Genomic DNA, 16,087 nt, shown 5'->3' with positions numbered 1-16,087 from the left:
TTCGAGTTAGATCTAAGTCGTCAAAATCCTTTATATCTGGAGTAAACTATTATTAATCATAATCTTACCTCTATTTTATTGGTGAATTCTTGTGTGGTGTGTTGAAGAAATTGTCGCAAAATTATCATTTATTGCCGCAGTCAGAAACGCCCTTTGAGTGAAATGTCGGTAATGTCGTTGTTAATTTAACAAGGTTGTTACAAGGGTTGGTGTTCATTAGTTGATAACGAACGCAGCTTTCTAATTAGTTAGCAGTATTGGATTAACTAACAGTATCAAACCTATGTCGAAACCGTCTCAGTTTCGTTCTACGGAAGGTAAAAAATGAACAACTACTCAGGATTTGGGCTGTTTAAACACGCCTTAACTCACCATGAAAATTGGCAACGTGTATGGCGTAACCCTACGCCGAAGAAAGTGTATGACGTTGTGATCATCGGCGGCGGTGGTCATGGTTTGGCTACCGCGTATTACTTAGCAAAAGTACACGGCATCACCAATGTTGCTGTGGTGGAAAAAGGATACTTGGGTGGCGGTAATACCGCGCGTAACACCACGATTGTGCGCTCCAACTACTTGTGGGATGAAGCGGCGCACTTATATGAACACTCGATGAAATTGTGGGAAGGGCTCTCTTTGGATCTCAACTACAACATGATGTTCAGTCAGCGTGGCGTTTTGAACTTAGGGCATACTTTGCAAGACATGCGTGATATTGAACGTCGAGTGAGTGCTAACCGCCTTAATGGTATTGATAGTGAGGTACTTAACACCGCGGAGGTGCAAGACTTAGTACCGATCCTCAATTGTTCTACTGATGCTCGTTACCCAGTGCTTGGAGCTAGCTGGCAACCTCGTGGTGGTACGGCGCGTCATGATGCTGTGGCATGGGGATACGCTCGTGCTGCGGATCAGCTTGGTGTTGACTTGATTCAGCAAAATGAAGTCACCGGTATTCGCGTCATTGATGGAAAAGTCCAAGGCGTTGAAACAAAAAACGGCTTCATTGGCGCGAAAAAAGTGGCTTGTGTTGCTGCGGGTAACTCAGGCGAACTGGCGAAAATGGTGGGCATGAGCCTGCCTCTTGAATCTCACCCGTTACAGGCAATGGTGTCAGAACCATTGAAGCCATGCTTAGACACGGTGGTGATGTCCAATCATGTACACGGCTACATGAGCCAATCAGACAAAGGCGATCTTGTTATTGGCGCAGGTATTGATGGTTATCTTGGTTATGGTCAGCGAGGCTCATTCCCTATAATTGAACACACCATTGCCGCCATTATTGAGATGTTCCCTATTGTAAGTCGAGTTCGTTTGAATCGCCATTGGGGCGGCATTGTAGATACCACGCCAGATGCTTGTCCAATCATCAGTAAGACTCACATTGATGGGCTCTATTTCAACTGTGGGTGGGGTACGGGTGGATTCAAAGCCACACCAGGCTCGGGCCACGTGTTTGCTCATACCATTGCCAATAATGAGCCTCATCCGTTGGCTAAGCCATTCAACATCGACCGTTTTGTCACAGGCCATCTTATCGATGAGCATGGTGCTGCGGGCGTTGCGCATTAACACAGGAAGGAGAAAGTTATGTTGCAGATCTATTGCCCTTACTGTGGCGAATTACGTGAAGAAGAAGAGTTTCACTACAGCGGTGAAGCACATATTGAGCGACCAATGGAGCCTGAAGCACTCAACGACCAAGAGTGGGGACACTACCTATTTCATCGAAAAAACACCAAAGGTACCCATCAAGAAATGTGGTTCCACGCAACGGGGTGTCGCAAGTTCTTTAATGTCAGCCGCAACACCGTGACCTACAAAATTGAACATGTTTATAAGATGGGTGAGCACGCTCCTTCAAACAGAAAAGACGGTGAGGAGATACAAGGATGAGCCAAATCAATCGACTCAACAATGGCGGACGACTCGATCGTCAAGCACGCATTCAATTTACCTTTAATGGTCAACGCTACGAAGGCTTTCAGGGGGATACTATCGCCTCAGCATTGATTGCCAATGGCGTTGACGTGGTAGGCCGAAGCTTCAAATACTCTCGTCCAAGGGGCATTCTCGGCTCGGGCACAGAAGAGCCTAACGCTATCTTGCAAGTGGGCAGCAATGGCAGTACGACAATTCCAAACATTCGTGCGACTCAAGCGGAGCTTTATCAAAATCTACAGGCCAGTTCTGTGGCGGGTTGGCCAAGTACCAATCATGATTTGATGGGCGCATTTGGTAAAGTTGCATCGTCTATGATGCCACCGGGTTTCTATTACAAAACCTTTATGCAGCCTCAGAGTTTGTGGCCAACGTATGAGAAATACATTCGTAAAGCGGCGGGATTAGGCAAAGTGCCAACAGAGGTTGATCCCGACAGCTATGACAAAATGAATCACCACTGTGAAGTGCTTATTGTCGGTGGTGGTGCTGCGGGATTAGCGGCGGCGAAAGCTCTGTGCGGCTCTGGCCTTCGAGTGATGCTCGTCGATGAGCAAAATGAGTTTGGCGGCTCACTGCTCTCAACGACATTAACACTGGATAATAAGCCCGCGACCAAGTGGGTAAGCGAAACGTTAGAAGCACTTTATGCAGACCCTGATTTCACCTTGTTGCCAAGAACAACGGCATTTGGCTATTACGATAATAACTTTATCGGGGCAGTAGAAAGGCGTACCGATCATCTTGGGGAATCCGTTCCGGGAGCACGTCAACGCTTGCATCGCATTCGTGCTAAGCGAGTTGTGCTTGCGACAGGAGCACTAGAGCGCCCGTTGGTTTTTGCCAATAACGATTTGCCAGGTTGTATGCTCGCATCGGCGGTCTCTACGTATATTCAGCGCTATGCGGTGATACCAGGAGAGAAGCTGGTGCTCATGGCGACCAACGATCACGCCTACAATGCTGCGATTCATTGGCATCGTGCTGGTCGAGATGTCGTCGCCATTGTGGATACACGCACGTCGAGCGATGGCGATCTCCCTGCACTTGCACGTGAACTGGGTATCCGTGTGATGTTTGGGTATGCTGTGGTGGAAGCCAAAGGCACTAAGCGAGTCAACTGCGTAGATGTTGCTCGGATTAGTCCTGATGGCAGTGAAGTCATTGGCCAGACCGAAATGCTAGTGTGTGACACCGTTGCCAGTTCCGGTGGCTGGAGTCCAGTCGTCCACCTTTCGTGTCATACCGGCAGTAAGCCAGTATGGCGAGATGACATCGCAGGATTTGTTCCAGGAACGCCAACACAGAATCACTATAACGCTGGTGGCATCGTGGGTACTTATAACCTTACCGATACATTAGCGGAAGGGGCGGGAGCAGGGCTTATTGCCGGTGAAGCCGAAGGCGGCATGCTCGTGGAATCGCATTTTTCGACACCACTTGCGAATGACCCAATAGAATCTCCAGCTATGGCGCTGTATCACGTTCCGCATACCAAACCAACGAGCCAAGCCCCAAAGCAATTCGTCGATTTTCAAAATGACGTAACCGCGGCTGGGATAGAGCTGGCTACTCGTGAAGGTTTTGAATCGATTGAACATGTGAAACGCTACACCGCGATGGGCTTTGGTACTGATCAAGGGAAAACATCTAACATCAACGGTATGGCTATTGCGGCTAAATCGATGAATCAGACCATCGAGCAAACAGGCACGACGATTTTCCGCCCTATGTACACGCCAGTGACCTTTGGTGCGCTAGCCGGACGTGATGCAGGCCAGCGGTTTGACCCAGCGCGCTTTACGGCCATGCATTTATGGCACATTCAGCATGGTGCAATGTTTGAGGATGTCGGACAGTGGAAGCGACCATGGTATTTCCCTAAAGAGGGCGAAACCATGCAGGAAACGCTCAACCGAGAATGTTTAGCCACGCGTCAAAGTGTTGGGATATTGGATGCCTCTACGCTAGGGAAAATCGATATTCAAGGTAAAGACGCGCGTGAATTTCTCAACCGTGTATACACCAATCCTTGGAGTAAGTTAGCACCGGGCCGCTGCCGATACGGAGTGATGTGTAAAGAAGATGGCATGATCTTCGATGACGGTGTGACCTCCTGCATCAACGACAATCACTTCATCATGACCACTACGACAGGTGGTGCGGCGGGCGTTCTTGAATGGCTTGAACTTTGGCACCAAACCGAGTGGCCAGAGCTAGAAGTGTATTTCTCTAGTGTGACAGACCAATGGTCAACCATGACGATTTCAGGTCCCAATAGCCGTAAAGTGCTAGAGAAGTTAGTCGATGGCCACGATGTGTCTAATGAAAGCTTCCCTTATATGAGCTGGCAAACACTCAACGTTGCGGGTGTCGAAGCGCGTATATTCAGAATCAGTTTTACGGGTGAATTGTCTTTTGAAATCAATGTTCAAGCAAACTACGGATTACACGTTTGGGAGCAAGTGATTGAAGCAGGTAAAGAGTTCAATATTACCCCTTATGGCACTGAGACCATGCACATTCTGCGTGCCGAAAAAGGCTTCATTATTGCCGGACAAGACACAGATGGCTCTGTGACCCCACAAGACATGGACATGGACTGGATTGTTGGGAAGACCAAACCGTTTAGCTATTTGGGTAAACGTTCATGGACGCGAGAGGATAACCTGCGTACAGACCGCAAACAGTTCGTCGGATTACTCACGACGGATCCAACACAAGTACTCCCAGAGGGGGCACAAGCGGTTCTCGACCCAAATGAATCGATTCCTATGACCATGGTGGGGCACGTTACTTCGAGTTACTTTAGTGCCAATCTTGAGCGTTCGATTGCGCTAGGCGTTATCAAAGGCGGCCTGTCGAGCGTGGGGGATAAAGTCTATTTTCCACTTGCGGATGGCCGCACCATCGAAGCTGAGATCACCAGTTCTGTATTTTATGATCCAAAGGGAGAACGACAAAATGTCTGATGTTATCGACTTAGAAGAGCTAAAGAATCTTGATGAAACGTTTTCCAATACGCAATGGAAGCCACGATTTGAGTCGCCTTGGCATCACGTTGAATTGAACAACGTCTTGCACGCGCAGCGCCAACCTTTGGATCAGCCAAGCGTTATTATTCAAGAGCAGAAGGGAATGAGCCAATTGGTGCTAAGAGGCAACGCGACCGACTCAACGTTTGTCAACGGTGTGGAAGCGGCGTTAGGGCTGAGTTTGCCCCTCGTTGCTGGCATGACATCCGAGTTTGAAGATCTGCGTGTCTATTGGCAGTCACCGGATGAGTGGCTCATTGTTGGAAAGCCTGATCAGGCGCGGAACATCGAAACGGCGCTACGCAACACGTTATCAGGCCACTTTGCCATTACTGATGTGACAGGCGGCCAGACCTTGGTTTCTTTATCGGGGGCGAATGCGGAAAATGTGTTGAAGAAATCGATCTCTTACGATGTGAATATCAAGCATTTTCCTATCGGCAAAATAGTGGGTACTGCCTTTGCGAAATCTCAAATTCAATTGCGCCGAACTGGAGAGCAGTCGTTTGAACTTATCTTGCGCCGCAGCTTCGCTGATTACCTTTGGAGTTGGTTAGTGGATGCCGGTCAAGAATATGGCGTCGCATTGAAGCGTTAACGTCCAATCTCCTTAAAATAGAAGGTGTAGAGTCATGCTGTAGTCTGCTCTCGGACACAGCATGACAAATGGAACATAAGAACTGGTTAATACGGCGTTAGGAAAAAGATGAAAACCTATATTTTAACGGCTAGCTGCCCAAGTCGCGCAGGGACAGTCGATGTAGTCACACGATTTTTACTCGAGTTTGGATGCTACATCAAAGAGTTGAACTCATTTGACGATGCGCTAAACGAACGTTTCTTTATTCGCGCTGTGTTCAGTGTGCAAAGTGGTCAAGAGCTCAATCGAGTATCATTTGACTCGGACTTTTCAGCGCGAGCTACAGAGTTTGATATGGAGTGGGAGTTAACCCCTTCCGATTACCGACCAAAAGTAGTGATCATGGTGTCTAAATACGATCACTGCTTGAATGATCTGCTTTATCGCTACCGCACGGGTAACCTGAAAGTCGATATCAAAGCGGTGATATCCAATCACCCAGATCTGCAATCACTGGTCGAATGGCACGATATTCCTTATCACCATTTTCCGATTTCGGCAGAAACCAAACCTCAACAAGAAGCGTTGGTGCAAGCAGTGCTGGATGAGGCCGACTGTGAACTGCTGGTACTTGCTCGATACATGCAGGTTCTTTCGCACGATATGTGCAGCCGATGGTCTGGCAAAGCAATCAATATTCATCACTCTCTACTGCCGGGTTTTAAAGGCGCGAAGCCTTACCACCAAGCCTACAACAAAGGCGTTAAGCTGGTGGGTGCAACCGCGCACTACGTGAGTGACGATCTGGATGAAGGGCCGATCATTACCCAAGGGTTAGAAACGGTTGATCACACCTATTACCCAGAAGACTTGGCTAGAAAAGGGCTGGATGTTGAATCACTCACACTGGGCCGAGCTATCCAATATCACGTTGAAAAACGCGTGTTCATGTTCAAAGACAAAACCGTGGTCTTTGAGCGTTCTTAGCTCACGTTCAAAACTGTGACCGCGCACTTTGACATAACGACTTTCGAACGTATATTGGATACGTATTCAAACGGAATTTAGAAAGCAATTATAGATAAATAGAACAGGGGAATAACAATGTCGTTGGCTGGGTTTGATCCAAAATGGAAAGACTTTCCAGATTACATCATAGGAATAACAAAAGAGATTTGGGAAGACCGATGCATACATACGCTCGATCACTACTACGCACCTGACATCTTAGTTCGTTCACCGGCTTCTATCGTGAAGGGAAACAGCAATGTTATTGGCGCGACAATGGCGACTTTGGCTGAATTTCCGGATCGTGAACTGCTACCCGAAGATGTGATTTGGTGTGGAACTCCGGAAGAAGGGCTATTGTCATCACACCGTCTTCTTTCGACGGCAACGCACACGGGCGATGGTGCTTACGGAGAAGCAACAGGAAAGAAGCTTGAATATCGTATTCTGGCGGATTGCCATGCGATGAATAACCAGATCAATGATGAATGGCTTGTTCGTGACCAAGGGGCGATTGCAAGGCAACTTGGTATGAAGCCTAAAGAGTATGCGGCTCAACTGATTGAACAGGAAGGCGGCATTGAACATTGCGTGAAGCCATTTACGCCTAAAATCGATTGCCAAGGCCCATATAAAGGAGTGGGTAATGACAATCAATGGGGTAAGAAGTATGCGGATATCTTAACCTCTATCATGAACGCTGATATGGCTGTGATTGAGAGAGAATACGATCGCGGTTGTATGTTGGAATATCCGGGTGGGGTTTCTGGCCGTTCATGGAGAGATGCGGATCAATTTTGGATGCAACTTCGCGCTTCTTTTCCAAACGCAGAATTTAAAATCCATCACGTGATGGGGCAAGAAGATGAAATGATGTCTCCAAGAGCGGCTGTTCGTTGGTCTCTGGAAGGCAAGCATGAAGGCTGGGGCGGTTTTGGTACCCCAACGGGTGCTGATGTGTATGTGATGGGTATCTGCCACGCTGAATTTGGCCCGTGGGGATTACGCCGAGAGTTTGCACTGTATGATGAAACAGCCATTTGGAAACAGATTTTGATTCAGCAAAGCGAACAGAGCTAGCGGATCCGCAAAAAACAACCCTAAGAAAAGCAGTGTATAAGAAAAAGCCCTTCTAATGGTTACGTTAGTAGGGCTTTGTATATTCAGGCGTTCATTCACGTATAAGTAGGTGGTCTAAAGCGTCAATACTGTCTTAATGCTAAGCTGCCTGAACCATGTGTTGCCACTATCCACTCCGCTCTGATTTCTAACACACTGTTGGACAAAAATGAGTTACGAAAAATTGAATACTAACAACTCATGAATAACTACAAGTATGGCAAGTCTAGCCGCGGGATAGCAGACTACTCATTTCTTTCAGTTTGCTTTTTTAGTATTGATTTCAATTCCCGAACCTCTGCTTTGAGCTCATGCACCTCTTCTAAGATCTGAACCTCCATCTTACGCTCGTTAGAAGTGTCCATGATCCACGAGGCGAGAACCGCGGTAAAGCTACCAAACATACCAACGCCAGTCGTGATTAAAACAATGGCAACAATGCGCCCTTCTAGAGTCACAGGGAAAAAGTCACCTTATCCAACCGTTGTGATGGTGACGAATGTCCACCAAAACGCATCACCAGCGGTATGAATATTGGCACCCGGCATGTCCTTCTCAAGATAGAGAATATAAATCGAACCAAACACCATCATCATCAATGAAGTGACCACCATAAAATGCAGTGACGTCGACGCTTTGTTCTCATTGATTGCATGAGAAATCATAGAGATAGATTTGATTGCACGGATTAGGCGAAACACACGAATCAAACGAGCAAACTGGTTCATCTCCATTAACGGAATACAAGAGATAAGGTCAAGCCAGCCCCATTTCATGTATTCAAGCTTTGATGGCGCAGCACGATACTGCTGCACAAAATCGATAAAGAAGATCATGCAGATAAAGGTATCTACGTAAATCAATATCTGAAGAATTTCAGGCGGTAACTTAAAGATAAGTTCAACGGTTAATGAGACCACAACAAACAAAGACAGTATTAAGACTGCCAATTGAAAGCTTGTGATTTGTTCCGGTACTTTTGGTCGATACATAATGGCAATCCAGTAAACCGCAAAGTCGACTGCCCTGCGGTTCAAACAAAAGGGCTTAATCGAGCTATTGCTCAGCTTCTTCAGTCAGGGTTTTAAATGCAGTTCTCACAGGAATGAGGATCTGAGAGAACAATGCTGCTCCCCATACGACATTGGCTACAATTGAAGGAACAAACGACACAATAGCAAGCGTCACAAAGCACAGCGCAATACCAATATAACGAACTTTAGCATTAGCAAAACGATGGGCCGTGCGGAGTTCAATCACGTTTTGAATCTGAAGCAAGCAATACAGGTATGTCGCCAAGCCTAAACAACCAATCAACGCATATTTGAATGGGTATTGATCCATAAAGCTAATCTTCACTTCCGCTGACAGTGCAACACCTATCATGACAGCAGAAAGCATCAAGAACAGGTGAGAAATAGTCCATTTAACCAGTGATTTTGACTCATTATTACGCGGCTTACCATTGCCAACAAAGTCAAAATAGATCCAACATAAAACGAAAATAGAGAGACCACCAAATGCGTAATTAACAAACACATCACCCACCACATTATCGATGCCCTTTTCTGCAAGAGTGATGACAAGCTTAAAGAAGCCCTCACCAGCAACGATTAGCAATAGCAGTGCAAAACGTTCCGCCATATGGCCAAAGCGCGGTAAGAATCGCTTGCTGTAAAGTACGCCCACTTTTGGAGCGGCATACAACGCCGCTAAAATCACCATCCCGGCAGCAAAGACCATGTGGCTGTATGGTGCAGGAAGAAACGCACTAATAAAGAAAATGACTGAGCCAATGGCAAAGTTTAGAGACATACGACTTGGTAGGCAGGTTTCATTATCTTCTACCGTTTTAGCCCTGAAATAGAGCAGCGACATAATCGCACGGTTTATCGCGTAACCTATCGAAAAATAAGCCCAACCAGCGCCATCAATATGCACTATCGCTGATGACATGATCATAATGGTGATAATCTGCGCTGCCATAATGTAACGGTGCTGGACATCGGTGCTGACATAAATGGAGTTAAAAAGGCTTAAGTCAAACCAGGCAACCCAGATCACGGTAAACAGTGCAGCAAAAATGGCAAAACCACCAAAGCCAAGATGATGACTTAAGAAGTTCCCAAGAACAAAAATCGATACCACATGGGCTAAATCGTAAAAAAGCTCAATCCAATGCACATGATCATTGCTGCTATCTGCATCAAGATGATGTTTTGGTTTACGCCACAATGGGTGTTTTTGGGATAAATCCATACAGTTATGTCCTACAGGTTAGTACTCTATTCTGTTTATGTGGTTTATTATTGTAACCTCCTGCGATATTTCAAGTAGTATCCTTTTGGTAACCTATTTCTGCTTATCTATGCCAGCCCTTAACCCTTAAAAAAATAAAGTGCCTATTAAACATCAACTTACTGTCAATTTTTCTGAAATTTATAGTGGTTACTAAAAGTTAACTAGTTGTAGTCTAATTCTAGGTAACCATAATAAACCGCAAGACAGCGAAATCATTATTCGCTCTGTAAACATCCAAATATTGAAGGGTTAATATCATGAGTAACGTTCTAATCATTAACGCACACGAACCATCTCCATTTTCTGAAGGCAAACTAAATGCGGCTTTAGTTGAGAAAGCTCGCACCACGTTAGAGTCAAAAGGTCATGAGGTTCGTGTTGTTACCATGCAAGATGAAATTGTTGTTGATGAGCAACTGGCACACTTTGAATGGGCAGACCGCGTGATCCTTCAGTCGCCTGTTAACTGGATGACGATTCCATGGTCATTTAAAAAATACATGGACGATGTATTCACTGCTGGTATGGGTGGTTCTCTTTGTGCATTTGATGGTCGCAGCGCAGAAGAACCTAAGAAGAACTACGGTACGGGCGGCACTCGCACTAACACAAAATACATGTTGTCTTTCACATTCAACGCACCGGAAGAATCATTTAATGATGACAATGAGTACTTGTTCCAAGGCCGAAGTGTTGATGATTTGATGTTCCATATGCACGCAAACTTCCGTTTCTTTGGTATGTCTGCACTACCAACGTTTGCGTGTTATGACGTAATGAAAAATGGTGACATCGAAAATGATTTCGCACGTTTTGAAGAACACCTAGACGCTAACTTCTAAGGAGAAAACCATGAGTACTGAATTTACTTGTTACAACGCCGAAACCGCACCTGAAGAGTCTAAAGCTCTGGTGGAACAGTCTCTGAAAGGATTTGGCATGCTACCAAACCTACATGCTGTTCTTGCCGAAGCACCCGCAACATATGAAGCATACAACACGGCTTTCGAACTGTTTATGAAGAACACAACATTCAGCCCGCTAGAGCAGCAGGTAGTCTACATGACAGCAAATTTTGAGAACAATTGTCACTACTGCGTTCCGGGTCATACATGGATGATGAAAGCAGGCAAAATGCCAGATGAAGTGATTGAAGCACTGCGCGAAGGTACAGCAATACCAGATACGAAGCTCCAAGCTTTGCACGATTTTACCAAAGAGCTACTTGATAATCGCGGACATATTGGTGATGAAAGACTGCAAGCCTTCCTAGATGCTGGTTTCACTAAGCGTCAAGCACTTGAAGTACTTACGGGGTTATCTGCGAAGCTTATCTCAAACTTCACAAACGCACTGGCACATACTGAACCAGATGCGCCATTCCAAAAATATGCTTGGACGCATCCTAGCGAGCGCTAATCTAAACCTACAGTAATTAATCTAACACCATTCAAGGCACTGTTTGCGTAACGCCTACAGTGCTTTCTAATAAGGAATCATCATGAGTAATATGATTAAACTCGACATTATTAGTGATGTCGTTTGCCCTTGGTGCATTATTGGTTACAACCACTTACAAGCCGCTATTAAAGAGCTTGGCATTGAAGACCGCATCGAGATTGAATGGCAACCTTTTGAGCTCAATCCGGATATGCCTGCTGAGGGAGAAAACCTTCGTCAGCACGTTGCACGTAAATATGGCAGTAGCGTAGAGGAAAGTAAAAACGCACGTATCCGTATCGCCAGCATTGGCGCGGAGCAGGCATTGATAACATTCTTACGTCCTTTGGGGTCTATTTCTACTCTTGCTTTCATACAACCTCACTAATCAAGAAACCAGATAGCTGGGGTTCATTCATTGAAAGAAGCCACAAATATCTGGTTTAAGTCTTACGCCATAGTAGCACTACGCGCCAATTGAATTAAGTTCTCAGTAGAGGTAATTAACGAACCCTACTGGTCTTGTTAATTAAAATAGCTCATTAAGGTGCGATTCAAAGCGTGCAAAGTCATTTTCAATATCGCCATTCTTCATCACGTCATAACAAGCGAAAGTCGGCAATGCTGACATACCAAAGAAACGAAAGTTAGCGTGCATGTGGAACATTAAATCATCCACACCTTTACCTTGGAATAAGAATTCATCTTGATCATCAAAAGATTCTTTTGGTGCGTTGAATGTCAGTGAAAGCATATATTTGCTGTTAGTACGCGTGCCACCTGTACCATAGTTCTTAGTTGGCTCTTCTGCGCTACGACCATCAAAAGCACACAATGCGCCGCCCATACCAGCAGTGAATACTTCATCCATATATTTTTTGAAAGACCAAGGGATCGTCATCCAGTTTACTGGGGATTGCAGAATAACACGATCAGCCCACTCAAAATGCGCTAACTGTTCATCAACGACCCATTCCTCTTGCATGGTTACGATGCGAACTGAATGACCTTTCTGCTCTAATAATGTCGCCGCTTTATCTACCAAAGAAGCGTTAAGTTTACCTTCTGAGAATGGTGATGGTTCGTGGGCATTGATGATAAGAACGTTACTCATAGCTAATTACTCCGCAAAAAAATAGATTGGATACACAAATGAAACCCTCGTCTCTTGTGTCTTGCGGTATATATTAGTTACCTGACATTGGATTGCAATTAGTATACTTTTAGTAACCTACTCTTAAGAGTATATGGAATGACTCATATAGGGTCACAGACTGTCAGAGACTAGCTAATTGGAACCCTAAGAAATAGGGCTCCTTTCAACTAACAATCAGTGTCTTCTGAAAGTAATAATGCATCTTCTAGTTCAACACCAAGATAGCGAATCGTGTTATCTACCTTTGTATGTCCCAGTAAAAGCTGCACCACTCGAATGTTTTTCGTTTTTGCATAGACTAATGTAGCTTTGGTTCGCCTCATTGAGTGAGTACCATAAAGATGAGAATCCAACCCAAGATCTGATGCCCACTTTCTGACTAGGGACCTATAGTACGAATAACTAATTGGTTGTTGCTCTCGTCTTTGGCTTGGAAAAAGAAAATCGCTGGCGTCTAAAGCAGAAATCAAAATCCATTTCATTAGACTTTGTTGAGTTCTTGTCGTTATTTCAAATTGAACTTCAATGTCTGTTTTTCGTTGAGTATACTTAGCACGACTGAATATCCTACCTTGAGAAGATACATCGCAAACCCTGAGCGAGAGCAAGTCACTTGCTCTAAGTTTGCTATCAATAGCTAAGTTAAGTAGCGCAAGCTGCATCAAACTATTTTCAATCTCTAGTCTGGTTCTGATCCGCCAAATTTCCTCAAGCCGAAAAGGCTTTTTGACGCCACTTCGTTTTGTTTTGTTGAAAACCACCATAATGACCTCCTTCTTATTTGGTCATCACGATTGTAGCTGGAAGGAAATGGGCAAAACTGCTTGTATAATTAATCATTAGTAAAAGTAGGTCACTAGTGATGCAATAAACAAGTCAATATTGTTGCGCTAAGTAACTTTGGGGCATATCTGAGCTAGCCACATCAGTTAGCTCAATATTGAATACCACCTCTTCATCTCTATCCGCATTATCTCGAATCCATGTTCAATTCCGCTCTTAAATTCATTTTCGAGGGACTTGTCCGTGGCAGCCACAAGGCGTAATGATTGTAGTTATACGCGCACGTTTGTCATTTTGTCCGTTAGCACCGCTTTAAATACCACTAAGTAAATGAAAAGGCGGCGAGTGAAACAGTATTCACTCGCCGCCTTGGTAGTTAAAGCAATTGTGTGCTTGATACCTTTCTGTGGCTTACATTAGCCCCAACTCTTTTGCGGTGACGTTGTACTTAGAGACGACTTCTTTTAACGTATCTTCTGCCGTACTCTTGCCTAGCAGGTAATCCGGGATAGCGTTTCCAGCCGATGACAGCAAAATCCCTAGCTGAGCGGTTGCAGGGTAGGCAGGGGTACCTGCTTTTGCATTGTCGATAGCCCCTTTAGCGTAAGGGCCTGGCTCTGAACCTTTGATTATCCACGTTGCCGTATCTTGGTTGCTGTTTGCCATTTCAGCGTTAAGCCCAGATAACGCGACTCGAAAGGCGTTTTCTGCTTCCTCATCAGAAATGTTAGATGCGATCGTGAAGCCATCCCACCATAGGGTTGCTGCTGGCTTTCCGCCTGGAACGGCAGAAGGTGCGGCAGCAAAGCCCATTTTTCCAGCCACTAAAGACTCTTTAGGATCATCAACCGATGAAGCTCGCGAGTTCCAAAGGTTCGCCATCGCGGCTTTGTCTTGCTGAAGTTGCTTTTGCACAACTGTCGTGTCAGCGGTCAGGTATTCTGGATCCATGTATTCAGTCAGTGCTTTAAGCATCTCTAAGGTTTTGACTGCTTTTTCATTGTTGATACTGGCCGTGTTGCCGTTTTCGAAGAATTGACCGCCGTAGCTGATGTACATGTTGGCGAACTCTAACCCCAGCGTCCAGCCTGTTTTATAACCCGCCGTAATTGGGTATTTCATTCCGCCTTTTTCGCGAATGATTTCTGCCGCCGCGAGTACCTCGTCGTAAGAAGTTGGCGTCTCAATTTGTAGCTCGTCTAAGATGTCTTTTCGGTAAACAAGGTGTTGCGTATTGATCATCATGCCAATGGCCATGATCTTTCCGTCAATTTTGATTAACTGACTTGGCAGTAGGTCTTGCCCGTACTTTTCTACCAGATCATCTAAGGGACGAATACTGTTATCGTTAAGTAGTGAGACGATGGTAGAGCTTGCTACACCAGCAATATGATATAGGGATGGATTAACAGCAAAAGCCGCAGGTTGCTTGAGGTCGGCTTGATTATCCAGTTCCGCTCTCAGATTGTGGCATTTGCTCATTTCTGCGGTGACGACCTTCCACGCTTCAAAGCTTGCCGTGAACGATTTGATTTCCATGTCACTTTCAAAATCACAACTTGCCATAGCAGCCGGAGCGAATAGCGATAAGGCAAGCGCAATACCGCTGAGTTTTTTATTCAACATTTCATGTCCTTTTTTATGTCTTATTGTTTTATTAATGGGGGTAGGGTGAGTTAGCGTTCGAATTGGCCATAACGTGCTTTGTTTAACTCGCGCATTCTTGCTAGCACATCCACGCCAAGCTGGTCATATACGTGTAACAGATCTACGAGTACCCAGTTTTCTCTGATTTTTGAACCTTCTACGCGCCAGAAATCTAGGCTGCGCATGGTCAGCTCTTGATTAGATGGAGCGATTCCCAACCAACCGCCACCAGATAAAGTCATTGCCATTCCCGGCCAGGCTGTAAAGGCCACGTAATTTTGTTCAGCAAATAGGTTGCCCTGCGCTTTAGGTGAATGGCGATCCGGCATAGCGTTCAAAAATGGAATTTGGTGCCAGTTTCTAAAGCCTGCAATACCTCTACCTGTACCAATGCCTGAAGGGCCATACCAGCTGGATTTCGGGTGCCAATATTGCTCTAGGTTCATTGCTTCAACCCCGCCTTCGGCATGCTTGGATAGACCATTTAGCATGTCTTCGACGATTTTTAAGCTTTGATCCGAGACGCCAGTATTGGAGCTTTGGACCAAGCCGTCGCTATGTGCAGGCGCGGGTGGGTGCCATTCGCGACCTAAGCTTGGAGACATAGGCCACGCATTGGCTTGCTTCATGAGTTCTGGAATATCCCATAAGGATTGAATTTCTACGACTTGGTCACCTTCGAATCGATAGAACTCGTGGAATCGCATCGATACTTGATGGCCTGTCGGCGGGATATCAAGCCAAGGAGAAAGAAACGTGCCAGTGTAGTAACCTGCGCAGCCAACCCATTGCTTACCGTTGACTTCACCCGCCATTGAAATGTAAGTGCGTTTTTCGAGGTCAGGAATGGCGTTAAGCAAAGGTTGGTACAGGTCTTCAACAAGCGCAGTTTTGTTTGACAAGGTTTCGAACGGGAATGCGTATTGAAGTAGGGCATCGTCGCTGACGAGCTGTTCGAGTTCTTGAGCGACACTCGCGAGATCGAAGTCATACATGCTCTGATTGAGTTCGGCTATTAGGGATTTGCAACGCTCTAAGTACGTCATAACGTTTCCTTATTCTGTAGTGATAGAC

At 45.5% G+C, this 16,087-nt stretch carries 13 protein-coding genes and 2 pseudogenes; 9 read left to right on the top strand and 6 right to left on the bottom strand.

The window, feature by feature from the left end; translation table 11 throughout:
• The first annotated feature begins 324 nt into the window (after window positions 1-324).
• From ACXABW_RS08075 to ACXABW_RS08050, 6 genes are all read left to right on the top strand, one after another.
• Complete coding sequence (locus ACXABW_RS08075; RefSeq protein ID WP_457522072.1) at window positions 325-1,575, top strand: sarcosine oxidase subunit beta family protein; 1,251 nt, start codon at window positions 325-327, stop codon at window positions 1,573-1,575.
• 18 nt (window positions 1,576-1,593) lie between these two features.
• Window positions 1,594-1,899, top strand: coding sequence for a sarcosine oxidase subunit delta (locus tag ACXABW_RS08070; RefSeq protein WP_457522070.1), 306 nt, complete (start codon window positions 1,594-1,596; stop codon window positions 1,897-1,899).
• Entirely contained in the window at window positions 1,896-4,916 is a 3,021-nt protein-coding gene (locus tag ACXABW_RS08065; protein WP_457522069.1) for a sarcosine oxidase subunit alpha, read from the top strand. Before ACXABW_RS08070 ends, ACXABW_RS08065 begins: the two co-directional genes overlap by 4 nt.
• The gene (locus ACXABW_RS08060) at window positions 4,909-5,577 is read left to right on the top strand and encodes a sarcosine oxidase subunit gamma (protein ID WP_457522067.1); all 669 of its coding nucleotides are present in this window, start codon (window positions 4,909-4,911) and stop codon (window positions 5,575-5,577) included. The genes ACXABW_RS08065 and ACXABW_RS08060 overlap by 8 nt, the downstream gene beginning before the upstream one ends.
• Window positions 5,578-5,685: 108 nt before the next feature.
• Entirely contained in the window at window positions 5,686-6,546 is an 861-nt protein-coding gene (gene purU / locus ACXABW_RS08055) for a formyltetrahydrofolate deformylase (protein WP_457522065.1), read from the top strand.
• A gap of 117 nt (window positions 6,547-6,663) precedes the next feature.
• The gene (locus ACXABW_RS08050) at window positions 6,664-7,647 is read left to right on the top strand and encodes an ester cyclase (RefSeq protein WP_457522063.1); all 984 of its coding nucleotides are present in this window, start codon (window positions 6,664-6,666) and stop codon (window positions 7,645-7,647) included.
• Between the two features lie 284 nt (window positions 7,648-7,931).
• Here ACXABW_RS08050 and ACXABW_RS08045 read toward each other — a convergent pair.
• Both ACXABW_RS08045 and ACXABW_RS08040 read right to left on the bottom strand, forming a co-directional pair.
• Window positions 7,932-8,678: pseudogene (locus ACXABW_RS08045) on the bottom strand (ion transporter).
• Between the two features lie 64 nt (window positions 8,679-8,742).
• Window positions 8,743-9,945, bottom strand: coding sequence for a low temperature requirement protein A (locus ACXABW_RS08040; protein WP_457522061.1), 1,203 nt, complete (start codon window positions 9,943-9,945; stop codon window positions 8,743-8,745).
• Between the two features lie 299 nt (window positions 9,946-10,244).
• Between ACXABW_RS08040 and ACXABW_RS08035 the strand changes: the two genes are divergently transcribed.
• The 3 genes and pseudogenes from ACXABW_RS08035 to ACXABW_RS08025 form a co-directional block, all read left to right on the top strand.
• The gene (locus tag ACXABW_RS08035) at window positions 10,245-10,829 is read left to right on the top strand and encodes an NAD(P)H-dependent oxidoreductase (protein WP_457522059.1); all 585 of its coding nucleotides are present in this window, start codon (window positions 10,245-10,247) and stop codon (window positions 10,827-10,829) included.
• 10 nt (window positions 10,830-10,839) lie between these two features.
• Complete coding sequence (locus ACXABW_RS08030) at window positions 10,840-11,406, top strand: carboxymuconolactone decarboxylase family protein (protein ID WP_457522058.1); 567 nt, start codon at window positions 10,840-10,842, stop codon at window positions 11,404-11,406.
• A gap of 82 nt (window positions 11,407-11,488) precedes the next feature.
• Window positions 11,489-11,746, top strand: a pseudogene (locus tag ACXABW_RS08025) (DsbA family protein); the annotation flags it as partial.
• A gap of 210 nt (window positions 11,747-11,956) precedes the next feature.
• Here ACXABW_RS08025 and ACXABW_RS08020 read toward each other — a convergent pair.
• The 4 genes from ACXABW_RS08020 to ACXABW_RS08005 form a co-directional block, all read right to left on the bottom strand.
• Complete coding sequence (locus ACXABW_RS08020) at window positions 11,957-12,541, bottom strand: NAD(P)H-dependent oxidoreductase (RefSeq protein WP_457522056.1); 585 nt, start codon at window positions 12,539-12,541, stop codon at window positions 11,957-11,959.
• Window positions 12,542-12,750: 209 nt separating this feature from the next.
• Window positions 12,751-13,347, bottom strand: a complete 597-nt coding sequence (locus ACXABW_RS08015; protein ID WP_457522054.1) for a tyrosine-type recombinase/integrase — start codon at window positions 13,345-13,347, stop codon at window positions 12,751-12,753.
• A 430-nt stretch (window positions 13,348-13,777) separates the two neighbouring features.
• Window positions 13,778-14,992 (bottom strand): ABC transporter substrate-binding protein, encoded by a 1,215-nt coding sequence (locus ACXABW_RS08010; protein ID WP_457522052.1) that lies wholly within the window; start codon window positions 14,990-14,992, stop codon window positions 13,778-13,780.
• A gap of 50 nt (window positions 14,993-15,042) precedes the next feature.
• A complete protein-coding gene (locus tag ACXABW_RS08005) occupies window positions 15,043-16,059 on the bottom strand; it encodes an ester cyclase (protein ID WP_457522050.1) in 1,017 nt (338 codons plus the stop codon).
• Window positions 16,060-16,087 lie beyond the last annotated feature (28 nt).

It is taken from the genome of Vibrio paucivorans, from assembly GCF_054053395.1.
Note: the sequence above shows the minus strand (reverse complement) of the source record. Positions and strands in the feature narration are given on the sequence as shown.